The sequence below is a fragment of the Pantoea sp. JZ29 genome, assembly GCF_035190385.1.
In the GTDB taxonomy this organism is placed as follows: domain Bacteria; phylum Pseudomonadota; class Gammaproteobacteria; order Enterobacterales; family Enterobacteriaceae; genus Pantoea; species Pantoea stewartii.
The window spans coordinates 2,694,033-2,716,873 of sequence record NZ_CP045241.1 but is presented as its reverse complement, the minus strand read 5'-3'; the positions used below and the strand labels follow the sequence as shown (position 1 = coordinate 2,716,873).

The following is a 22,841-nucleotide window of genomic DNA, read 5'->3' as shown; positions in this document are numbered from 1 at the left end:
AGATTTTATGAAAACGCTGTTCCGCCGTACTTCACTCGCCCTCGCCTTAACGACGACACTGGTCATGACCGCGCAGGCACAGGATCTGCGCATTTCAATGTATGCCGATATTACGGGGCTCGATCCGCACGATACCTCGGATAATGTCAGCTACTCGGTGCAGAGCGGTATCTTTGAGCGCCTGTTTCAGTTTGATCCCCAGATGAAGCTGGAGCCCTGGCTGGCGACCGGTTACACCTCCAACGACAGTGCGACGGAATTTACGCTGACGCTGCGTAAAGGCGTTACCTTTCAGGACGGTACGCCTTTTGATGCGGAAGCAGTCAAAGCGAACCTTGATCGTCTGGCAGACCAGAAAAAAGGGCTGAAGCGCAACAGCCTGTACAAAATGATCGATAAGGTGACGGTGCTGGCACCCGATCAGGTGAAAATCTCACTCAATCAGTCATTTGGTGCTTTTATTAATACGCTGGCGCACCCTTCGGCGGTGATGTGGAGCCCGTCGGTTCTGAAACAGTATCCGGACGAGGCCCAGTTGCGGCTGCATCCGGTGGGGACCGGGCCATTTAAATTCGTAAACTGGACTCCGGGCAAAGCGGTCACGCTGGCGAAGTATGACGGTTACTGGCGGCAGGGCTGGCCCAAAGTCGATCAGGTGATTTTCTCACCCAGCCCGGAAGATGAGACACGGGTTGCCGCGTTGAAATCGGGTCAGGTGGATGCCATTTGGCCTTTGCCTTCGGATCTGATCGCGGCGGTGAAGCAGGACAGCAACCTCGCGATTCAGCGCGATCCGAGCATCTATCTCTATTACATGGCGATCAATACGCAGCATAAACCTCTGGCCGATGTCCGCGTGCGCCAGGCAATCAACTATGCGATTGACCGTAATCTGTGGTTGAAGGTGGCCTTTGCCGGTTTGGGTAAACCGGCTACCTCCGCGATGCCGGAAGGGGTGCAGTTCTATGAGAAGCAGAGCGATCCCGATTACCACTATGCGCCGGATAAGGCCAAAGCGTTGCTGAAAGCGGCGGGCTACCCGAATGGGCTGGATCTCAAGCTCTGGGTCACCAATGCGACCGCCAGCGTGCGCGCCGCCCAGGTGCTGAAGGCGCAACTGGCCACGGTGGGTATTCGCGCCACGGTGACACCGATGGATTCCGGAACGCGCAACGCGAAGCTGTGGGGCGTTCAGGACCCGAAAAAAGCCGAATTTGACCTCTATTATGGCGGCTGGTCGACGTCTACAGGCGATGCCGACTGGGCTCTGCGTCCGCTGTTCGCCACCGAATCATGGGTACCTACCTCGTACAATGTCTCCTATTTCAGCAATCCTGACGTCGACAAGGCGATTGCTGCCGGGCTGGCGACGGCCGATCCGGCAAAACGTGGTATCGCCTATGCACAAGCGCAAAAGCTGTTGTGGAAAGAGGCCCCCGTGGCGTTCCTTGGCACGCCAGACAATCTGGTAGGCAAACGCAGCACCCTGAGCGGCGTTTCGATGCTGCCTGATGGCAATCTGTTGTTTACTCAGGCGTCGTTTAAATAAGTCGCGGATGTCCCTCACGTGTCCTTGCCGGTTGCGGCGGCACGTGAGGCTCCCCGTCTCACCTTTATTTCAGGGAATGGCATGTTTGCATACATCATTCGCCGATTGCTGGAGATGATCCCGGTTTTGCTGGTGGTCTCGCTGCTGGTTTTCGGTTTCATCAAGCTGCTGCCGGGCGATCCGGCGCGCATTTATGCCGGACCGGATGCACCGATTGAAGCGGTCGAAGCGGCACGTCAGCACCTCGGGCTCAACGACTCGTTGCCGCAGCAGTATGTTAACTGGATAGACAACCTGTTACATGGCGATCTTGGCACCACGTACCGCACCCAGCAACCGGTGCTGCAGGTGATTAAGCAGGGCTTCCTGCCCACACTGTGGCTCGCCTTAGCCGGTTTCGCCTGGTCTGTGCTTCTCGGCCTGATGCTTGGCGTACTCGCGGCCCTGAAACGAGGGAAATGGCAAGACTGGACACTAATGAGCGTGGCGGTGGGCGGTATCTCGATGCCAGCGTTCTGGCTGGGGCTGCTGCTAATCCAGTTCGTTGCGATGCCTTTTGGCCTGTTCTCGGTCAGCGGCTTTAACAAGGCCAGCGATATTGTCCTGCCCGCCATCACACTGGGATCGTCCGTTGCGGCGGTCATGGCACGCTTTACCCGCTCGGCCTTCCTTGAGGTGGCACAGGAAGATTACGTGCGCACCGCGAAAGCGAAAGGGCTGCGTAACCGTCTGGTGACGTGGAAACACGTGATGCGTAATGCGCTCATCCCGGTGATCACCATGCTGGGGTTGCAGTTTGGTTTTCTGCTGGGCGGTTCGATTGTCGTGGAAAGCGTCTTCAACTGGCCAGGGTTAGGCTGGCTGTTAATTGAGTCGATCAAAGCGCAGGATCAGCCGGTCATTCAGGCGCTGGTGATGCTGTTTGTATTTGAGTTTATCGTCATTAATCTGCTGGTGGATCTGCTTTACGCGGTCGTCAATCCGGCAATTCGTCTGCGACAGGAGCCGAGATGAGTCATCAATCGCTGACTGACAACCCGCCTCAGGTCATTCGCTCGCCGTGGCGCGATTTCCTGCATGCTTTTGTGCGCAATCCTCTGGCGCTGGTTTCAGGCGGATTTGTCCTGCTGTTGATTCTGGTGGCGATCTTTGCGCCCTGGCTGGCTCCCTGGGATCCGATGGCACCCGACTGGATGGCGTTATCCTCGCCCCCTTGGGCAGCACACTGGATGGGCACCGATGAACTGGGGCGCGACCTGCTCAGTCGTATTATCTATGGGGCGCGTATTTCGCTGTATGTCGGCGTGCTGTCCGTGACGCTCGGCATGATTGTCGGCGTCGTGCTGGGGTTGCTGGCGGGCTATTACGGTGGCTGGGTCGATATGCTGATCATGCGCGGTGCTGATGTGTTATTCGCGTTTCCCGGCATGCTGCTGGCCATTGCGGTGGTGGCGCTTCTGGGAACGGGCCTGAACAATGTCATCATCGCCGTCGCGGTGTTCAGCGTGCCCGTCTTTGCCCGGATTGTGCGCGCCTCCACGCTGTCATTGAGACAGGCTGCCTATGTGGAAGCCGTGCGCTGTGCCGGTGCACCCGACCAAACCATTATCCTGCGCCATATTCTGCCGGGCACGCTTTCCAGCGTCATTGTTTATTTTACGATGCGCATTGGCACCAGTATTCTCACAGCGGCAGGCTTAAGCTTTATTGGCCTCGGACCGGAGCCGGATGTGCCTGAATGGGGCAATATTCTGGCCATGAGCCGGAGCATGATGATGGCGGGCGCGTGGCACATGAGCGTGTTTCCGGGGCTGGCGATTTTTATCACGGTGCTGGCGTTTAACCTGCTCGGCGACGCGCTGCGTGACACGCTCGACCCGAAACTCAAGGGCTGACGATGGACTTTCAACAATGGCAGTGCGAACTGCTGCTGGATCGCTGGCGTAACGAACGTCAGTTGGGGCAGCCGCGTAGCGCATGCGGCCCCACTAATCGCATCAGCGATGTGGCTGGTGTGCGCGTCGGCCACGTCACGCTGGCTGAGGGAGGGCGGCAGACTGGCGTCACCGCTATCGTTCCGCCGGGTGATAACCTGTTTCTCACGCCGCTGCCGTGCGGAGCTGAAGTTCTGAATGGCTTTGCGAAACCGGTCGGACTGACACAGGTCGAGGAGCTGGGTGTGTTACACACGCCGATTCTGCTCAGTAACACGCTGGCGGTGGGCACGCTGTTTACCGCGCTGGTACGGGACGCCATCCGTCGTAACCCGGAACTCGGGCGGACGCTACCGACGGTGAACCCGCTGGCCCTAGAGTGCAACGACGGCTGGCTCAATGATATTCAGGCGCTGGCCATCAGTGAGGCGATGGCGCAGGAAGCATTGCATACAGCCGCAGCGGACTTTTCCCGCGGCAGCGTTGGCGCAGGACGCGGGATGAGTTGTTTTAATCTGAAGGGCGGGATCGGCACGGCCTCGCGTGTTATTCCGTCGCTCAATGCCACGCTGGGAGTATTGGTGCTGGCGAATTTTGGCACGCTCAGCGCGCTCACGCTTGACGGTGTGCGACTCGGTGAAGTGATTGCACCACTGCTGGCAGGAGAGGCACCGCAGCGTGATGCCGGTTCTGTCATCATCGTGATGGCGACGGATGCGCCGCTGGATGCGCGTCAGTTGAAGCGTATCGCGAAGCGTGCCGGTGCCGGCCTCGGGCGGCTGGGCAGCTACTGGGGCCACGGCTCGGGCGATATCGCCGTAGCGTTTTCAACGCAACCGCTGCCGCAACCGCCGCAGGACGCCATGCTGGAGCCGCTGCTTGCCGCCGCGGCAGATGCCACCGAACAGGCTGTACTCGATGCCTTGTTGAACGCAGAGCCTGTTACCGGCTTTCGGGGTCACCATCGCCCCTCACTGACTCAGATTCTGGACAGGTTAACCACATGAAAATTTTTATTTCTGCCGATATTGAAGGTATCGCGGGCGTTATGCGTCCGGAGCAATGCACACCCGGCAACCCGGAATATCAGTTGGCCCGTGGTCTGATGGAACAGGAAGTGAATGCCGCGATTGAGGGGGCGTTCGCGGGAGGCGCAACGGAGGTGGTCGTTGCAGACAGCCATGCGCAAATGACCAACCTGCGGGCGGAAAATCTTGATCCCCGCGCCCGGCTGGTGCAGGGCAAACCGCGCGGCTTGTCGATGGTTGAAGGCATAGAACAGCAGACGTTCGACGGATTATTTCTGGTGGGCTATCACAGCGCAGCAGGCGAACCCGGCGTACTGGCGCACACCATTAATGGCCGTGCATTCTGGCGTATCCATATCAATGGCCTGGTGATGGGCGAAACCGATATTTACGCCGCTGCCGCCGCTGAGCAGGGCACGCCACTGTGGCTGGTCACGGGCGACGATCAGCTGCAGAGCTGGATAGCAGAGTATTACCCAACGGTTGACTACGTTTGTGTCAAACGCGCCATTTCCCATACCTGCGCAGAATCCATTAGTCCCAAAGCGGCACAACGTGCCATAGGCAGTGCTGCACGCGCCGCGCTTGAGCATCAGCGCGATACGCGCACGACCCGGTTGACCGCGCCTTATCATATGCAGCTTCATGCCAGTAAACCCGTGTTGGCCGATCTGTTCAGCCTGATCCCCGGCGTCACGCGCATCGATGCGGTTACCGTGGGATATCAGGCAGAGCGGATGGAGACGTTGATCAGCTTGCTCAGTGCATTTTCTTACCTGGCGAGTACCCAGTCGTAGCACAGGGACAGCCATGAGGTCAGGGGCGGGTAACCTTCGCCCCTGCAGCTTCCTTTTTTCAGAAACATCGCCGCCGGGCGCGATCGTGCGCACTGACCGATAATCCGCCACCAGGCACCGTCGATCCACATGAGATAACCCGGCCGTCTCCCCGCTGCACCATGGCAGGGCGAACGCCTGGCTTTACCCTTTTCAATGATTCAGCCAGTGAGGGGAAATGGACCGATACCGGCGCGATTTGCACCTGTTTCCCCTTGCATAAGCCCGGCGCCGCCTTATTTCAGCGCAAGGCGGTAGCGGGTCCCTTCGCCTCCCTCTGTTTTACGGTACAATTTTTGCAGCAGGGGTTGTCCTGTCTTTACCCGCCCGGATCGTATCGGCAGTAAGGAATAACGACAGAGGCAGGACAGATTCAGGCGCTGGCCGTTTCTTTGCCCGTACCGCGGGTGAGATGACAGATGGTTCAGGTTTTCCATTTTGATTCAGGCGTTGGCGGTGCTGTAAGTGAAGCGCTGAAAAGGGTGCATCACAGCGGCCTGCGGGTAGCTGAATCCACACAGGGTAAATAATGATGCGGCTCCGTCACATAGAAGTCTTTCAGGCCATCGTACAGACCGGCAGCATCAGCGCAGCCGCGCGCCTGCTCAACGTATCGCAGCCCAATATCAGCCGCGTGCTGAATCATGCAGAACAGCAACTGGGCTTTGCGCTGTTTGAGCGGCGTATCCAGGGCATGAGCGTCACGGCAGAAGGGCGACGGCTGCTGCCAGAGGTGGAAGATCTCTACCAACGCTTACAATCCATCACCCAGCTCACTGAACAACTGCGACGCGGCGAAGGGCAAATCGTCCGTGTCGGTGCGGCTCACGCTTTCGGTCAAATGGTGTTGGCACCGGCATTGGTCACCTGGCGACAACAGGTGCCCTCGGTCAGCGTTGAGCTGGTCACGGAACACTTTAGTACCTTATGCCAAATGATCCTGGATGATCAGCTTGATTTCGCCCTGGTCTTTGGTCAGCAGGTGGATGCAGCGCTGCTGGCGGAACCGCTGTTTCAGTCGTCAATGGTGGCGCTGCTACCGCCAAATCATCCCCAGCATGAGCCCGTTACGCTGGCATGGTTATGCGCGAATAACCTGCTGATGATGCAGACCCAGGATCCGCTTGGGCGCGTCCTGCACCGCGCGCTACGCGATAAAAAGCTGAATCCGGCGGTGTCGTTATCGATTAAAACCTACTCGGTGATTGCGGATATGGTACTGGCAGGCGGCGGTGTGGGCGTGGTGGATCTGTTCACGGCTTGCCGCTATGCCGAACAGCTAAAATTACTCCCCGTCGCACAGCCGTTGCCGTTTGAAGTGATGCTGATCAGCCGTCGCGATCAACCCCAGTCCCAGTCCACGCTGCAACTTAAGCAGGTCATTCGCAACAGGCTGTGGGACATCGCTCGCCAGTGCGAAGCGCAGTTTATTTGTGACTGAGCAAATAAACGATGGTAGGAGCTGCGTTCAGGCCTTTTCGCCGCGCCTGAACGGCCTTGTTCGTGCTTTTCAGATGCGCGTTGTGGCTGGCCTGACGACAGGTTGCGCCGTTTTTCCTGCACCGGTTTACGTCATTCCTGATCGGGTAAGGCGACAGAGGGCTTTATGATGGTGCTGTTTAGCCAACCCGTAGCGATTCTGACCCTTCCTTGCAGTTGCCTTCAGATGTCATAAATCTGGCATACAGTTATCCAGTTGCGTTAAGACAACGTCAGCACAACGAAAAAACATTACGTCGTAAAACGCGCTCAACCGAGTGATAGTGATATATGGACGATTTAGAATTAACCCTGGCAAAAATGGCACAGCAACTGAATCAGCACGCTTTGCCCTGGATGGTGATCGGGGGAGCGGCCATGGTGCTTTACGGCCTTGAAAAGGGGCCGGTGAACGATATCGATATTGTCCTGCCTTCGCATGCCGCGGCTTTTCTGAGCAAGAAATACGCCTGGCCCAACTATGCTGATGAGACGTCTTTACGGTTCGGCTCCGACTTTTTGCTGCGACCTGAGACTGGTCCGGTGCCGGTTGAACTCCTCGGTGGCTTCCACATTTTGACAGAACAAGGCTGGACAGCTCTCTCAGTAGGCGAAACCTTTACCGTGAGTATCAGATCGCAGCAGGTGTTTTTACCCGTGAAAGCACAACTTGCGGCCATTCTTCGCCTTTGTGGTCGTGAGAAGGACCTCAAGCGTATGATGCGCCTGAGTGGCACTTACGTTTCGTAAGGTAAGGATGCTTCCTGACTGAAGGGCTTTCACATTTCCTCAGGCACTGAGTGTACAAATCAAATGAACAGTTTTATTGCTTCGATGATTGCGGCTTTACGCTGACTGCCTGTTTCCTGCTGCAGAATGCTGTAGAGCTTATCAATTAACGTTTTCCGCGTGATTGAATCGGCTTCATAAAACAGGGCTTCGGCTGCCTCACCAACGATAATGTGAGCGGTATGCATTTTATTTTCAGTCACGTATCCTCCCGATGCCGTCAGGCGCATCAACCCTTGCTGAGGCGCGTCACACACAGCGCCCCAGCACGGCCTTGCGTTATGCCTTAAAATGTCTCCCAGTTGGCGTCTGAGGTTTTCACTGAAGCCGGAATGTGCCGACTGCGCGCGATCACCGGAGCGCTGGTCACGGTCATTGAAGAGGGCGCCGGTAACCGAAATACGGCCACGGTTTTTTCAAGTTCCAGCGCCTGATCCTCCAGGCTGCTGGCCGCCGCAGATGACTCCTCAACCAGCGCAGCATTCTGTTGCGTCGTGGTATCCATTTCCGTCATCGCCTGCGCTATCTGGGTAATGCCCCGGTTCTGCTCGTCAGACGCGGCAGCGATTTCGCCCATAATATCTCTGACCTGCGTGACGGATTTGACGATATCTCCCATGGTATTACCGGCACGGTTAACCAGTTCGGTACCGTTGTTTACGCGCTCCAGGGATTCCCGAATGAGTGCCTCAATTTCTTTTGCCGCAACAGAGCTGCGCTGTGCCAGGCTACGTACTTCACCTGCTACCACAGCAAAGCCGCGTCCCTGTTCGCCTGCCCGTGCCGCCTCGACCGCGGCATTCAACGCCAGAATGTTCGTCTGGAAAGCAATACCGTTAATGACAGTGATGATTTCTCCAATTTTGCCCGAGCTCTGACTTATCCCACCCATCGTGGCGATCACGTCGCTGATAATTTCCCCGCCACGGCTGGCGTTATGTGATGCTTCGGTAGCCAACTGGCTGGCATGATGGGCGTTCTCAGCATTCTGTTTTACGGTTGAGGTCAGCTCTTCCATACTGGCAGCGGTCTCTACAACGGCTGCGGACTGCTGTTCTGTTCGTGAGGAAAGGTCAGTATTACCTGCTGCAATTTCAGAGGAGGCGCGAGCTACGCTGTTCACACCGTCACGGACTTTCGAAATGATAGTGCGCAGACTGTGATTCATGGCACCGACGGCGGTCATCAGTTCGCCCAGTTCATCAGTACGCGAACTGGTTATTTCTGACGTCAGGTCGCCTGCTGAAATGCGTTTTGCTGAAGAAAGCGTCTCTTTCAGGGGAACGGTAATGCTACGGGTCATTCTCCAGGCGACAACAAGGCTAAGAATAATACAGGTAATCGTGGTGAAACCTATCTGCCAGAGGGCGGTATGTATGTACTCTTCAGCCATCTGAGACTGGAAGAAAGCCAAATCTGTCATGGACTGATTAAGTTTGCCTGCGGCGGCCGTCATGTCGTCTGAGGCGTGTTTCTCTGCGTTAACGGCAAGAAGATAGTTGTTCAACAGCACAGGGCCGGACGTTGTTTTTTGCTCCACTTCGGCTAACAAGGTAGTGAATTCTGAAGCGGACGGACCGGACAGCTGGGTCTTAAGCGATGACAGGGTATCCCTGATGCCAGCAAATTTATCCAGCGATGACGAATCTGGCGTTTTAATAAATGCCTGCACATAAAACGCGGCCTGTTCGATCTTCAGGCTCAGCGTGAGCAGTTGAGCAGCAGCGTCAGCAGGAACGGACGTCTGTCGGGCAGCCAGTTTTTCTGACAGCGCGGCCAGTTCCAGGCGGTTCAGTTCATTCAAGGAGAGGACGGTTTTGTCTGTACTCGCAAGAAAAGTCTGCCGTTTCTCCCGATACTGATTCAGGGCAACGCTGAGAACAGAAAGCTTTTCACGCCCGGCCGTGGACCAGGAGTAGTGCTCAAGGCTTTGCCGTAAACCCGAAAGCTGGTTCATTGCCTCGCCATTGATTTCGATAAACTTCGTCTCACGAGTATACTGAAAAAGTGTGCGGTTAAGCCGGGCTTTAGCCAGTGAATCCAGCATTTGTACGGTAATGTCACGTTTGGCAGAGTTCTCTTTGATATTTAAAAAACATTTGAGCGCCAGCGAAGAGATAATCAGTGAGGCAAGAATAACTAACAGAAAACCCAGAACCAGTTTCCCGCCTATCTTTAAATTGTAAAAGCTTTTTATAATTTTCATTTAATTAACCCTGTGTTGAACGTTACCCCGAGCCTTAGGTTTTCTCAGGCGGTAATCGTATATCGGCACAAAAGATACATTCCTTATGCTTCTTTTGTTTTTTATCTGCCATTTTTAACTTTCTATGATTTTGATCAATTTTATTGTTCTTTCTCCACAGGTTGAAAATCATGGCGTTAACTATTGCTCGCGTTACCATCTGTATTCTAACTGTGTTTTTTAAACGAGGCGGGATATCGCTGGGGCACGTATTACCTTTACAGGTAAAAAGGGCAGTGTGCTTTTTTGAGGTTGAAATACAGGCTAAGCCTTTTCACACGAAACAGAGTAGAGAAGGTGTCAATGGTGCCGGAAAAGGCGTAGTAAAGACAGGCTAAGTGCGTGTACGGTTATTTCTGTTAAATAAATTTCAAAAACATCCTGACTCGCTTAATCATTCCCACGTCAGCTCTTTTTAACCAAAGCAATTGCCCGTTTACTTTTCAGGAGCATTTAATATTGCAGTAGACTTGTAAAAAGTCCGGCAGATAATCCTGAGTGGTATTACCGCCTCGTTTGCAACGCTCAGGCATCAGTACAATAATAATTTAACGTGGGTGCCTGCTGGCGCCTACAGCTAAAGTAGCCTGGAACTGTTTAGTTGGTTCACCCCCGCTATTGAGTGGGGGCGTTTTTTTACTTCGGCCCAGGGCTGGCGCAGCATCTGTATTATCTTTGCGATGAAGAAGCTGACGCGCAGGATGAATAATATCCGCAGGAATGTCTGATTAAATTCGCTGAAGCAGGAATCTCACAGGGAGGCTTATGATGTTACCTATAAATAAAAATCGCAGTTTTCAACCAGACATGGGCGATTCTTAGTGAAATCACAAGCCAGCCTCAGTGGGCTTAAACCGAAACTGCCGATATGTGGCAATAGCATCGTCTGGGCGTGAGCCCGTGACTCAGACATGGCAGGTTTCGTTTCGGACGGGTAAAGCGTTAACCCCCGATTACGCCTGATACAGGGCGGCCAGCGTCAATCGTTCTGTAAAAGGATGTTAACGTTAAATGCCACTCTCTTTTTGTCGAGCCCCGAACGTCTTTTTAGGATGTGTAGCTGAATGTCCGCCACCGCCACGGCGCTTATCTCTATTTTCTTAACCCCTCTCCGCCAGTCCTTGCCGGCTAAGAATAGCGTATAAGGTTTTTTAAAGTACCAGTGAGAACTATTTTTCATGACCGCTACTTTTATTCGCATCGGATAGCGCTTTAACTTTACCCGGTAATAATTCTTTTATTGAAGACGGTTAATGGGCAAATTTGTACAACAATCCTGATTCCTGTACAAAATAATGGCGGCGGCTTTTGAGAGTAATCTTATAAACGTGTCAAGCATCCGGAAGAAAGCGAAAACCTAACGGTAAAGCACCATAAAACATCGGGCGTGTCATGCGTGTATGACAATGAGCATAAGTGAGATGGAAAAAGGGTTAGCAAATAATTGTCTGGATTTTTTCAGGCGGGAAAATTTCCTTAAGAAATAATTCAGGAAGGTGGGTAATAATCAATGATTCACAACCCGCTGTTCTGTTTGTTTTTTCTTTAACCGTGGGACGAAGTGAGGGTAAGAAACGGAGAGAAAGCGTTAAGCCGGATGCGAGATTTGTATAAGGTTGCCCCGTAAAATCCTCAGAAAGAATTCCCGTCACGCTTGCAGTATTAAAAAAGTTTTATAGCCTTACAATGCCATGCTTAGCATGGAAATGAAGCATGTAACTTTTACTTTTAGGAGGAAATATCATGACTGAACATCGTGGCGGTTCCGGTAATTTCGCTGAAGATAAAGAGAAAGCTTCTGAAGCCGGCAAAAAAGGCGGCCAGCATAGCGGCGGTAACTTCAAGAACGACCGCGAAAAAGCCTCTGAAGCAGGTAAGAAAGGTGGACAAAACAGCCATCGTGGCTCCTGATTCACTTTAATTAAAGGACAGACTGGGGAGCAGGGAGCGCTCCATGAACAACGCCCGTTGAACGCTGCTGTTATTCGTAGAGATCCTTCTTTTATGTTTATCACTGGCCGCAAGGGTGATTAATCTGTGAAAGTAAAAACGTTACTTGATCTGTTTATTCATGACCTCTCTGACGTTTACAGTGCTGAAAAGCAAATTTCGCGCCTTGATCAGATTATTGATGCCCGCGATAAACGTCGCATTGTTCATCTGAAATGCCACGCTCTGGAGGGAGTGGTTGCAGACGCGCATTGCGCTTGCCTCTCCACTCGGCCTGAAAGAAGCATCACAACGGCGTGAGGAGAGGCTTGAAGAGGAAAAATCCACCGATGTAAAACTCAGCTGAGCAACACTAACGATAGCCAGGCCGGAGGCGCTTCGTTCCCCATGCACTGCTTATTCCTCATGTACGTTCTGAGCGCCAGGCATCGTGCATTCCGACGGCTGTCTGCCTGTGCTTCTTTTGTTTCAAACACGTGCGTTATCAGGAACAGCCATTCATCTCATGCTCTCAGAGCCTTCAGTCATACAGGTTTCCAGATACCGCCTGTCTGAACGTTTACAACATTTTAAAGCTGGGTAAATTATGAAAATTCATCATCTTAATTGTGGATGTATGTGCCCGGTGGGCGGAGCGCTGTTTGATGGTTTCAGTAAAGGCCTTTATGCCCATCTGGTGTGCCATTGCCTGCTGATAGAAACAGATCGACACGGTCTGGTCCTGGTCGATACCGGTTTTGGACGGGATGATATGCGCCACCCAGAAAAACGTCTTTCTGGCTTTTTTCGGTTGCTGAACAATATTCAAAGGCGGGAAGCCCTCACTGCACGCTCCCGCATTGAGGCGCTGGGATTCAATACTAACGATGTGCGTCACATCGTTCTTACTCATCTTGATTTTGACCATGCTGGGGGGCTCACTGATTTCCCTGGCGCTCAGGTACATCTGCTACAAACCGAGATTGATACATCACAACAGCGGCACAGTTGGCTGGCCCGCGAACGCTATCGGCCCGGTCAGTGGACCGGCCTTTCTGGCTGGACAGGCTATCAGGTTCAGGGAGAGCAATGGTACGGCTTTGATGCCGTAACCGCACTCAAAGGCCTTCCCGCTGAAATTCTGCTTGTGCCACTGCCCGGCCATACGCAAGGCCATGCCGGTATTGCAGTCAGTCGGTCGGAAGGGTGGTTGCTTCACGGCGGCGACGCCTGGTTCTATCGGGGCGAGATGGCGCTGCAGGATCCTCATTGTACGCCAGGGCTACGTTTCTATCAGTGGATGATGGCCATGGATAACGAAGCCAGAAAGCGTACACAACAGCAGCTTCGTGCGTTGTTGAGTCAGCATCACCAGGATATCACCTTCTTTTGCAGCCATGATGCGAAACAACTTAATGCCCTGAATCCCGGGCCGGAAAAAGAGTGATCATTCCCGATCACCTTTAACGTGTTAAGCAGGGCATTTTCAATGTGAAAGAGAAAATGTCGCTGCGATTAGCGTGTCGGTAACATCATTCTTTCTCTCATCTCGCAGAATTCAGAACCAGTTCAGGAATGCTGTGGTGTCGGTGGTGAGCCCACCCGGGATCAGGACTGAAAAGCCTGTCAGATTCTCGTGAGATCAGCCAGGATGGAGGCAAAAGCACGTTTTGCAAAAGAAAACGAGCGTTTCCAAAAATACACCTGTACAGCGGACCATCAAGTCTATAACTTTACCGACACGTAATAGTTAACTCATTAAATATTTCCCCAGAGCCGACATTGTATAAAAACTCGTCCAGACCCGACGCCATGAGCGCCATTGCCCGCTACTTTGAAAGCGCGTCACTGCCTACGCAGCAAGAAACGCTGGGCAGCATTGCATCCGAAATACTTCGAGCAGGAAAAAGCCTGAACCGCACGGCTATTTGCAGCAAACTCGTCCGACGCCTGGAGCTGGCAGGAAGTGCAGAAGAAGAACAGCATTACCGTGAACTGCTGGGTCTCTTGTTCGGTCGTAAATCAGGTAACTGATCCGTTAAGGTTGCCAGGCCAAACCTGAATATCTGTCCTTGCCTGCTGATTCCTTGTATCACCTTCACTGCCTGTGCCGCTGTAAACCCCTGGCGGCATTGGCGTCATTCTGACTGAAGCGCACCGCTTCACATGCGGCTCTCCCGGAAAGCGAACAGTGATCCTCGCGTGATAGCGGTATTGCGTGCGTGCAGCTATGCAGCGATTTTCAGCGGAGCCTTAAACCGGTTTGCTGGGAAGCCACAGTAACTGTCTTTCGCGGGGGCATCCTGCAAGAGGAGGGACGCTTCTGCGTGTTTCCGGCGGGGACTGCGCACATTAAGTTCACTATTCATGGCTACCTGGCTCGAAGTAGGGCGTAACCAGCATATGGGGAATAGCGAGTGAAGCGAGCGCAGCAAACAGCGATTTAATGTCTGCGTCACTGGACGGATACATCATACAGGTTGTCACCGCCGCCAGCAGGATCGCTCCTGCAAACACCGGCCAGGTCGCATAAAGGTAGCCTGTGTAATGCGCATAGCCCAGCTGAAGACGGCGTAACCGGGTTTGTGGCAGGGCATGCAGAATCAAAAATCCCATAGAAAAGCCGACAAAAGGCGGAAGGAGCAGCAGCGCCAGCGTCCCGGTCATGAGCCGCACATCGTGACGACTCACGCCGGTAATGAGCAGGCTAATGGCACAAAGTGCGCCGGCAATCGCCATGCATAACGTCACTGAGCCGGGCAGAGTGGGTGCCAGCCCTGCATGGTGAAGAATGATGTTGTATTCTCGCGGGTGAAAGAGGGCCGGCGTCGCTATCATGCTGACGCCTCTGGCCAGACGTTCGGTTATCGCTCCCTTTGGGGCATCCTCAAGGGCAAAATGCAGCGCAGATGCCAGCAAGAAACCGGGTAATGCCAGTGCCGGAGACCAGTGCCACCAGAACAGGCAAAGCAGAATGATCACGCCATAAGCAGCCAGAAAGGGCACCTTACGTCCGCGTTTTACTACTGCCAGATCGCTGGCACCGTGAGCCATGCCAATAACACCTATTGCGACAATGGCAAAAATCAACTGCACGGGCATCGGACTGAAAGAGGCAGCCAGCGCTGCCCCCCAAAGTCCTGTCCAGCCGGCAATCTGCCGCAGAGTCATACCCGCACAGCACCATCAAAGGTGGTATGGCGCAGCGCTTTTTCAAGACTGGACGCCGCGTAAAAGGCGTAAAACACCTTGGCGATGATATCAAGAACCAGGAACGCCCATACGGACGCAGGATCGGTGATGATTTTTAATCCTTCCGGACCGACAAGGAAAACGATGGGGTAGATGAACCAGACCACCGTCAGCAATGCGACGTTTTTGTTGTAAGCCTCTGCCATCGCCCTGCCGCGCTCAGCGGCAATCGTGCGTAACGGTCCCCAAAGAAGGTAAACCACGCCAAGAAACGCAGCACATGACCAGAGATACCAGACCCATTTAGCGGCGAACGTTTCCGCCAGCGAAGAGACCAGACCGGTGATAATCATCATCACATCCAGAATGATGATGGCTGTTAAAAACCCGCCCATTTCACCCGGTTTACTCTGCTCATGAAAGGCAACCATAACAAGCCCTGCCAGTAAAACAGGCGTGGTGACAGACCAGTCAGCATAGCGGGCGAGATAAACGATGCTGCCACTCTCTGTGGCCAGATTTCCGAAACCAAAGGCCATGGCCAGATAAGCGGTGGCGGCAATAAAAGGCACTGAGGCATGCATTAACGTGTGATGTCGAAAGGGAAAGGTTTTTTTGCCTGTGGCATAAATTACCAGTGACGCAATTGCCATGACCGAAAACCCGATCAAAAATGCGGTTTGATCCATAATACTGTCTCCTTGCACAGACGCCTTTACAGGACCGTTTGTGCTGCCATAAATTGAAATGAGTCGTTATATTCCGAATGAGAATATGCCTGAAGTATATGGCAACCTGTTCAAAGCGCGAGTGACTGAAGCGTATTTCAAAAACGGCTGGAGAAACAGGTTGAATAAATGCTTTTATATTCGGCACTGGCCAGGCGAGAAATGTAAAGAGCTGTTTCACCGGTTTTCACTTTTAACAGTTTGCGTCCATCAATAAAAGATTTTCAGGTATTTTTTGCCTTTATTATTAATGGTTTATTTGTAAATAGTGATTTTGTGGAAAAGGAGAATAAATAACCCGAAAGGAACAGAATTATATTTTTCGCTAGAGAAAATAGAATGGTGTACTAAGCGCGGGATAAGATTTTCAGAGGGCGTTAACCTGCCGCTATTAAAGAGCTTGTAGTATAATCACTGTTAGTGACTATATGGCTGACGCAATCCCCTTTCTCTGTGACGGAATACGCTGGCATTACATTGCTGTTAAGTCAGTCAGCTCACTATTACAATAAGCTGCATTTCATCTCAGAGAGAGCGGTAAAAGCGATTATGCGGCGTTACCCTGTGGAGGGATTATCCAGAATAACTCGCCCGGCATGACTAAATGTTTTTTCAGAACAAAGCGAACAGGTCTGGAAAGCGGTTCGTCTTCATTTTGCCTGAATAAAACCGCGTTAATGATCGCGACATTATCTCAAGTGACGAGGTAAAGGGGAAACCGCCCGCGTTATGCAACATGCTCTTCGAAACACGATCACGTCAGTGACCCGAGTTTTGACCTGCACCATATAACCGCATCTGCAGATAAGCCGCTTGCCGGAACACTAAATTAATCTTGAGGGCCTGGGCTTCAGTTAACGGGAGTGACACTTTATGACGACGCCAACACCTCAGGCTGTAGTCGAAACCTTCTTTCATCGTATCGCCACCTCAGAGGCGGTGAGCGAGATCGCTGAACTGGTCAGTGAAAAGGTGGACTGGCTTATCGCCGGTAATACACAAGTGGTTCCCTGGATTGGGCGTAAAAAAGGCAGAACAGGTGTGGCCGAATTCTATGCGCAAATCCGGGAGCAGACGACGTCAGAAAAGTTCGACATCAACGACATTCTTATCAACGGCAACCACGTCGTCGCCACGGGCGAGCTTGCCACGCGCGTTAAAAAAAACGGTAAGTTAATTGAGACCGAATTTGTACTCGATATGTACATCGAACAGGGGCTCATTACGCGTTTCCGTATGTTTGAGGACAGCTACGCCGTGTCGGAAGCCTGTCGTGAGTGAGAAGCCTCATCCGGTACGAGGAGAGAGAGGCGGCACGACCAGCAGGCGCAATACGGATGAGACCGGACGCAAAAGCGCCCCGCAGCATTCGCGGGGCTTCTTCCTTTACGGTGAAGGATGCGCATCTTTCATGGGCCCACGGCTTCCGTCAGGGAAGCAATGGAGAAGATGGCATGTTTCTTGTGCCCCTGCCGACATTCCAGCTTGTCTCAGGGCAATGGTCAAAAGTCTATTGCGGTGGGACGTATAACGATTTCGTTGATGTCGATGGCTTCTGGCTGGCTGATTGCAAACGCGATGGTTTCAGCCAGTTTTTCTGCCGGGATAGCCGTTTCGTGTATCTTTCTGACCTGCTCTGCTACGGCAGGATCTGTCACGCTTCCCGGTAAATCCGTATCAACCGGTCCGGGCGAAATAATCGTGCTGCGAATATTGTATGGCGTCATTTCCATACGCAGGCCCTCTGATATAGCCCGTACCGCAAATTTAGTCGCTGAATAAACAGCCGTAGTAGGGCGAACACGCAGGCCAGCTACAGAAGACACGTTAATGATATGGCCGCTTTTCTGGTCTTTCATAAAGGGCAGGGCTGCAGCAATGCCATACAGCGTGCCTTTAAGATTGATATCAATAGCCTTTTCCCAGTCCTCTACCCGCAACTGGTCCAGTCGTGAATTGGGCATAATACCCGCGTTGTTAATCAGCACATCAATCCTGCCGAACGTGTTTACAGCTGTCTTAATCAGTTTTTCGGCATCCTGACGGTTTGACACGTCCATCTGCACGACTTCTGCTTTTCCGCCCGCCCGAGTCAGTTCATCCGCCAGAGCAGTCAGCTTTTCAAGACGACGGGCGCCCAGCACGACACTCGCGCCTGCGGCGCTTAAAAGCCGGGCAGTGGCTTCACCAATACCGCTGCTGGCACCGGTGATAACAATGACTTTTCCACTCATATTACTGTTCATAGAAGATTACCTTTACTGGGTTACCGGAAATGACGAGAGAACCTGAACGGGTCGGGTAATAAACACCGGGTTTATTACCCGTCTTCAGAGTCAGGGAGAGTATAGGAGGCTGCAACGCTGTGTGATATTCCAGATTATCACCTGCTCAGTATGCAAAAATTCACAAGCTACAGGCAGGCTCAAGGCAGCCTTTAAGGAAGTCAAGGACAGTACTGATGCGTCTCGCATACCGGACATCTTCATGAACGCTCAACCAGATGTCCTGAATGAGAACCGGGCCATCGGGATCTGTCGGCACAAGGTGATATTCTTTCGCCAGGTATTCGGGTAACAGCGCTATACCGGCATGGCCAGCCGCCGTAATAGCCTGTATACGTAAATCATTACTGAAGAACACAACTTTCAGCCCCGCGCACTGCGCTTTAAGCCAGGCCTGCTGTGGCGTCTCTGTCACGTCCTCATCGTAAGCGATGACGCTCCGTTCTCCTGGTGCGGCGAGATATTCTGCACTGCCGTAAAGCCTGAACTTAACCTGGCCAACGCGCTGCGTACGAACGGCAGACTCAATGGGGCGGACCATACTGATGGTTATGTCTGCCTCACGACGGGTAAGTGAAAGACGTTCTTTGGTCACCAGGAGACTCAGGCGAAGACCCGGGTGATCCTGACGGAGACTTCCAACGTAAGGGGCTATAAAAGCACCAATGAAAGCCGGAGGAGCAGCAACCACTACGTCACCTTCTGCAACATCCTGTTCAGCACTGGAGTAACGTTCCAGTGAGTAGGCTGCCGCATTCATCTGTTCTCCGTAACGTGCTATCTGATGCCCGTCTTCCGTCAGAACATAGGCCCGCGGCCGACGGTCAACCAGCCTGAGATTAACCGACGCTTCAAGTGAGGCTATCCGTCGGGCAATGGTTGCATGATCGACGCCCAGTTTTTTTGCCGCAGAGGCAAGCGAGCCAGTCTGGGCAAAGGTTGAAAAATAGCGCAGATCTTCCCAGTCAAACATAAGGCCTCTCAATACCGGTAAATCAAACTAAGGGTAAAAAGCGATAACTTGCGACATGCCTTTGCTGCAAGGCAAGACATCGTAACGGTGCATAAGACGGCCCCTGCAACTGAAAGGTAGCCGGAAAAAGCGTAAAAAACAGCGTTGTTAAACGGTTTTTTTGCCTCTGGTCAGATGAACGATTGTCTGTGGGACGACAACCTCGCTCCGCGCGAAGCCATTGAACTGGCGTTGCGCCGTTCGGTAACTATGCAGACAGAGCAGGGGCACCCAAGCGGTTGCCTTATCGCGTTATCCGTCAATACCTGTTCGCCCGGGCATGAGCATATCCGTAAGCTTCTTGAAGCACGCCGCAACCGTATCCGCGAAGGGTTCCTGAAATGCGTTCTCAAAGCAACAGGCTCGGGCGAACTGGCTGCAGACACGAATGCACAGGCACTGGCCAGGTATCTGCACAGCGTTGAAACAGGTCTGTCAACCGAAGCGCGTGATGGTGCAACAGGCGAGGAACTGAATGCCGCAGTAACCTTCGCGATGAAGGCCTGGGACGCCAGTCGTTTGCAGCATGTTAATGAGTGAGGGCGTGAGGTTGTTTTAGTCTGCTTTTGGTACAGCGCGGACATCTGCATCCTTCATCGACTGCTATGCGCGGAAATGTGACGTTCGCAGTTGCTCTTTCAGGTGACAGTGAGCGTTGTTCAATTGATGGCAAGTGTATCAACTAAGGGAGCGATCTGGTTATGCTGTATCGCTTAATGCCAGCTGGCTCAGGCTCGCCCCATGCAGATAGTAATTTACGATCTTGTCATTTATTCTGCCGCCCAGAGACTGATAAAAACGGTTAGCGTCAGAATTAGATTTCTCAGCGTTCCAGCTGAGGCTATGGCATTCGTGTTTAAGCGCAAGCATGGCTATAAAGCGCATCATCGATTTACCGATACCTTTACTTCGAGCGTCCCTGGAAACATAGAGCTCTTTAATGTGCAACTGACTGCTGTATCGGGGAGAAGGGAAAAGCAGGCTGCAACAGGCCAGTCCAGTAATGCTATTGTCGCTGTGAGCCTTGATTACCATGGTTCCGGAAAGCGGGTTAAACAAAAAATTACGGAGATAATCCTTCATCAGCGATTCATGAATTGTTCCCTTGCCATAATAATGTTCTTCCATTTCAGTAAAAATGGTTACCATGGATTCCCATTCCTCAGGTGGACATAATGCTACCTTTACTTCCATGTTTATTCCCTTTCGTTAATTCAGTATCGTGGTCGCCAGGGGACATTTTCGCGCATCAATCTGCATTATTACCAGAACTTCAGGCTGGCTGGCAGATTTGCAGGGGCGGCTTTGTCATTCAGAAAGGCCCGCTCGTTTCTCTCTTGATTGTCCCGATGTGTCGATTGTGGCTCTTTCTCAGTTGTTTAAAAAAGTCTTTAAAGAGCGAGGAGAGCCCATTACATACTAAAAAAAGCACGACCAAAACAGTCGTGCCTTATCAGGCTTAAAGAAAAGGGCTATTGCAGCTTAATGCCTTTCGTTTCGGGTGCCATCCACACCACAACCATTGCGGCGATAAAGGCCAGAACCGTGGTCGCCAGCCCTGCGGTAAATCCCCCTATGCTGGCAACATAGCCAATAAGTAGCGGTGCAATAAACCCACCTAAGCGACCACCGTTATAAGCCAGGCCCATTAAAAAGCCGCGTGACTGTGTGTCGCCAATAATCTCGGCAAGGAAGGGCCCGGAGCCGGCAAAAATACCGTTTACACCAAACCCCGCCATAAAGATGGCTGCCATCAGAACCAGTGGCTGGCTTGTCGCCAGATACAGGCCGACTGCCACAGCGCCGATAAACAGGTAGAGCAAAAACATGGGCCTGCGCCCCCATTTATCTGCCAGGAGTGAAAACACAAGGAAGCCGGCAATCGCACCTGTTTGCAAGGCCAGTACAAATTTCAGGCTGTGCAGGAAATCAAGGTGCTTCACTTCACGTAGATAGGTGGGCGTCCAGGTAAAAACACCCCAGAACAGGTACTGAATGAAAAAAATAAAGGTAAAGGCCAGCAACAGTCCCTTTAGATTCGTTTTGCCCGACCGCGCCGTCTGGGTCGGTCTGTGAGCCCGTTCCCGCTGGCGTGCCAGCCACACTGGCGATTCAGGCGTGATATAGGCAATGACCATCATGATAAAAACCGGCAAGGCGCCAATCATGAAAAGGTATCGCCATCCGCCGTTTTCCAGTTTGCCTGTCATCGCCGTGACCAGTGCCGTCAGCCCAATCGCTAAAATGGCCCCCACCGGCAAACCCATTTGCATCAGTGCACCACCCCGGGCACGGCGTTCAGGGCGCCACGTTTCGGCGATGAGCGCTGCCCCCGAGGTCCACATCCCACCCATTCCCAGTGCCCCGCAAAATCGCAGCAAAGCAAAAGTTTGTTGATGATGGGAAAAGGCCAGCAGTCCTGAGAAAAGCGAATAGATCGTAATACAAACGAAAGCGGTTCTGACTCGTCCGATTTTGTCGGCGACCATCCCGAACAGAATGCCGCCAATGATCTGTCCGCCAGCCGTGGTGCTGATAAACAGACCCAGTTCAGTTTTGCTGACAGCAAATACCACGCCAAGCACAGGCAATAAAAGCGAGAGCAAAAATGAGTCATAGCTTTCAAAAGCCCACCCGAGCCCACCCAGCGCGAGCGTTCGTTTTTCTGCCGATGTTTGAGAGAGCGTCAGGCTGGCTTCATTCTGTTCCAGTGGATGAGCCTCATGCGGTCTTGATTTGATATTCATCAGCATTCTCCAGGGAAGATAAGCGATAGCTCAACGCTGCGGTGCGCCAGAAAAGGTGTGCTTTTTCGTCGGCAGACACGTGTTCAGCCAGCCGTTTGCAGGCGTTCCAGAGCACGCCATAGCTGAACATGCCTTTGTCGACCGGGAAATTGCTGGCAAACATACAGCGTGTGACGCCGAACGTTTCGACCAGCGTTTCAAACAGTGGCCGCCAGGCGAGAGAGAGCGTCAGCGAGTCCGGTGGTGTGGCGTTTTGTGCGAAGGGAAAGCCCATGACAGTCATGCCAAAGCCGCTGATCTTCATGCTGACGTTTGGTCGTTCAGCCAGAGCGGTAATAGCGTTTTGCCACGCCTGAAAGGCGGTATCCCTTTTGCCAGCATAAGGCCCCGTGCCGATCGGCCCGCCGCAGTGGTCCACAATGATATGAAGATCGGGTAGCGCATCTGCCAGCGCAATAATGTCATCAAGCTGGGTGTGGTAAACCCAGACATCCAGCGAGAGTCCGTTCCGGACAAGGCAGGCTGCGCCTTTGCGAAATGCGGTAGTGGTGGCAAGGCCAGCATGCGGTGTGACAGGGCTTGATACGACGCGGGGATCACTGTGCCAGGCAAGCGGATTACGCATTCCTCGTAAACGTCCCCCTGAGCGCGCCATCATGAATTCAATGACGGGTTGCAGGTCATCTCCTGCCAGCAGACTGGCACCACCTACAATCGCTTCGCAGCCTGCTGCCTTACCATAATGGCCACTGTCAAACATAGCGGCAGCGCCGCTCGCGAACTCAACCTCACCCACGGGCCTGAAAGCTTCAGGTCCGTTACAGCGCAGCATAGAACGGCACTGCACATAAACCGTTGACAGAACCCGGTGTCCGGACTGCTCAATATCGTGGCTGAACTCAGGAACCAGATAACGTCCTGACTGGCGATCCCATAAGTGGTGATGAGCATCCACTATCGTTAGATCGGGCATCAACGCGTTTTCGTGATGCCGTGCCAGCCAGTTTTCTCTGACAGGCAAATGCGGTGCGTTAACTGTCTCCATCGCTTCCCCTTATGCTTTGTAACCGAACCCAATCTGACGTTGC

Annotated in this window: 21 protein-coding genes and 1 pseudogene; 13 read left to right on the top strand and 9 right to left on the bottom strand. The window is 52.9% G+C overall.

Translation table 11 applies throughout. The features are described 5' to 3' along the window. Nucleotides 1–7 precede the first annotated feature (7 nt). The 7 genes from GC090_RS12610 to GC090_RS12580 all read left to right on the top strand — a co-directional run bounded on the left by GC090_RS12610 (nucleotide 8) and on the right by GC090_RS12580 (nucleotide 7,576). The gene (locus GC090_RS12610) at nucleotides 8–1,549 is read left to right on the top strand and encodes a glutathione ABC transporter substrate-binding protein (RefSeq protein ID WP_324019978.1); all 1,542 of its coding nucleotides are present in this window, start codon (nucleotides 8–10) and stop codon (nucleotides 1,547–1,549) included. Nucleotides 1,550–1,630: 81 nt separating this feature from the next. Continuing rightward, entirely contained in the window at nucleotides 1,631–2,563 is a 933-nt protein-coding gene (locus tag GC090_RS12605; protein ID WP_039340937.1) for an ABC transporter permease subunit, read from the top strand. Next, entirely contained in the window at nucleotides 2,560–3,444 is an 885-nt protein-coding gene (locus tag GC090_RS12600) for an ABC transporter permease subunit (protein WP_324019976.1), read from the top strand. The genes GC090_RS12605 and GC090_RS12600 overlap by 4 nt, the downstream gene beginning before the upstream one ends. Nucleotides 3,445–3,446: 2 nt before the next feature. Beyond that, entirely contained in the window at nucleotides 3,447–4,490 is a 1,044-nt protein-coding gene (locus GC090_RS12595; RefSeq protein ID WP_324019975.1) for a DmpA family aminopeptidase, read from the top strand. Continuing rightward, on the top strand, nucleotides 4,487–5,308 hold the full coding sequence (locus GC090_RS12590; RefSeq protein WP_324019974.1) for a M55 family metallopeptidase: 822 nt from the start codon (nucleotides 4,487–4,489) through the stop codon (nucleotides 5,306–5,308). Before GC090_RS12595 ends, GC090_RS12590 begins: the two co-directional genes overlap by 4 nt. A 571-nt stretch (nucleotides 5,309–5,879) precedes the next feature. Beyond that, complete coding sequence (locus GC090_RS12585; RefSeq protein WP_172912623.1) at nucleotides 5,880–6,788, top strand: LysR family transcriptional regulator; 909 nt, start codon at nucleotides 5,880–5,882, stop codon at nucleotides 6,786–6,788. Between the two features lie 329 nt (nucleotides 6,789–7,117). Continuing rightward, a complete protein-coding gene (locus GC090_RS12580) occupies nucleotides 7,118–7,576 on the top strand; it encodes a hypothetical protein (RefSeq protein ID WP_324019972.1) in 459 nt (152 codons plus the stop codon). Between the two features lie 59 nt (nucleotides 7,577–7,635). Here the strand turns inward: GC090_RS12580 and GC090_RS12575 are convergent, their stop codons facing one another. Together GC090_RS12575 and GC090_RS12570 are read right to left on the bottom strand one after the other, a co-directional pair. Then, nucleotides 7,636–7,818 (bottom strand): hypothetical protein, encoded by a 183-nt coding sequence (locus tag GC090_RS12575; protein ID WP_133745147.1) that lies wholly within the window; start codon nucleotides 7,816–7,818, stop codon nucleotides 7,636–7,638. 83 nt (nucleotides 7,819–7,901) lie between these two features. Further along, entirely contained in the window at nucleotides 7,902–9,821 is a 1,920-nt protein-coding gene (locus tag GC090_RS12570; protein WP_324019971.1) for a methyl-accepting chemotaxis protein, read from the bottom strand. 1,782 nt (nucleotides 9,822–11,603) lie between these two features. On the opposite strand from GC090_RS12570, the gene GC090_RS12565 reads away from it, so the two are divergent. The 4 genes and pseudogenes from GC090_RS12565 (at nucleotide 11,604) to ycgZ (ending at nucleotide 13,823) form a co-directional block, all read left to right on the top strand. Next, nucleotides 11,604–11,771 (top strand): con-10 family general stress protein, encoded by a 168-nt coding sequence (locus GC090_RS12565; protein ID WP_033738455.1) that lies wholly within the window; start codon nucleotides 11,604–11,606, stop codon nucleotides 11,769–11,771. 126 nt (nucleotides 11,772–11,897) lie between these two features. After that, a pseudogene (locus tag GC090_RS12560) lies at nucleotides 11,898–12,156 on the top strand (hypothetical protein). A 240-nt stretch (nucleotides 12,157–12,396) separates the two neighbouring features. Next, complete coding sequence (locus GC090_RS12555) at nucleotides 12,397–13,236, top strand: MBL fold metallo-hydrolase (RefSeq protein ID WP_324019969.1); 840 nt, start codon at nucleotides 12,397–12,399, stop codon at nucleotides 13,234–13,236. Between the two features lie 365 nt (nucleotides 13,237–13,601). Continuing rightward, nucleotides 13,602–13,823, top strand: a complete 222-nt coding sequence (gene ycgZ / locus GC090_RS12550) for a regulatory protein YcgZ (RefSeq protein ID WP_162835474.1) — start codon at nucleotides 13,602–13,604, stop codon at nucleotides 13,821–13,823. A gap of 327 nt (nucleotides 13,824–14,150) precedes the next feature. Here ycgZ and GC090_RS12545 read toward each other — a convergent pair whose 3' ends face one another. Both GC090_RS12545 and GC090_RS12540 read right to left on the bottom strand, forming a co-directional pair. Next, on the bottom strand, nucleotides 14,151–14,960 hold the full coding sequence (locus GC090_RS12545) for a Brp/Blh family beta-carotene 15,15'-dioxygenase (protein ID WP_324019968.1): 810 nt from the start codon (nucleotides 14,958–14,960) through the stop codon (nucleotides 14,151–14,153). Then, complete coding sequence (locus GC090_RS12540) at nucleotides 14,957–15,670, bottom strand: bacteriorhodopsin (RefSeq protein ID WP_039340894.1); 714 nt, start codon at nucleotides 15,668–15,670, stop codon at nucleotides 14,957–14,959. Before GC090_RS12540 ends, GC090_RS12545 begins: the two co-directional genes overlap by 4 nt. Before the next feature lie 912 nt (nucleotides 15,671–16,582). Here GC090_RS12540 and GC090_RS12535 point away from each other — a divergent pair. Further along, nucleotides 16,583–16,990, top strand: coding sequence for a nuclear transport factor 2 family protein (locus GC090_RS12535; RefSeq protein ID WP_324019966.1), 408 nt, complete (start codon nucleotides 16,583–16,585; stop codon nucleotides 16,988–16,990). A 221-nt stretch (nucleotides 16,991–17,211) separates the two neighbouring features. Here GC090_RS12535 and GC090_RS12530 read toward each other — a convergent pair whose 3' ends face one another. Next, the gene (locus GC090_RS12530; protein ID WP_205956347.1) at nucleotides 17,212–17,955 is read right to left on the bottom strand and encodes an SDR family oxidoreductase; all 744 of its coding nucleotides are present in this window, start codon (nucleotides 17,953–17,955) and stop codon (nucleotides 17,212–17,214) included. Nucleotides 17,956–18,115: 160 nt separating this feature from the next. Continuing rightward, nucleotides 18,116–18,967 (bottom strand): LysR family transcriptional regulator, encoded by an 852-nt coding sequence (locus tag GC090_RS12525; RefSeq protein WP_162286851.1) that lies wholly within the window; start codon nucleotides 18,965–18,967, stop codon nucleotides 18,116–18,118. Nucleotides 18,968–19,141: 174 nt separating this feature from the next. Here GC090_RS12525 and GC090_RS12520 point away from each other — a divergent pair, with 174 nt between their 5' ends. Further along, a complete protein-coding gene (locus GC090_RS12520; RefSeq protein ID WP_239001196.1) occupies nucleotides 19,142–19,546 on the top strand; it encodes a TetR family transcriptional regulator C-terminal domain-containing protein in 405 nt (134 codons plus the stop codon). 159 nt (nucleotides 19,547–19,705) lie between these two features. Here GC090_RS12520 and GC090_RS12515 read toward each other — a convergent pair whose 3' ends face one another. The 3 genes from GC090_RS12515 to GC090_RS12505 all read right to left on the bottom strand — a co-directional run bounded on the left by GC090_RS12515 (nucleotide 19,706) and on the right by GC090_RS12505 (nucleotide 22,798). Next, entirely contained in the window at nucleotides 19,706–20,200 is a 495-nt protein-coding gene (locus tag GC090_RS12515; protein ID WP_072209163.1) for a GNAT family N-acetyltransferase, read from the bottom strand. A gap of 278 nt (nucleotides 20,201–20,478) precedes the next feature. Beyond that, entirely contained in the window at nucleotides 20,479–21,753 is a 1,275-nt protein-coding gene (locus GC090_RS12510) for an MFS transporter (RefSeq protein WP_324019960.1), read from the bottom strand. Beyond that, nucleotides 21,728–22,798, bottom strand: coding sequence for an amidohydrolase family protein (locus tag GC090_RS12505; protein ID WP_324019958.1), 1,071 nt, complete (start codon nucleotides 22,796–22,798; stop codon nucleotides 21,728–21,730). Before GC090_RS12505 ends, GC090_RS12510 begins: the two co-directional genes overlap by 26 nt. Between the last annotated feature and the right edge of the window lie 43 nt (nucleotides 22,799–22,841).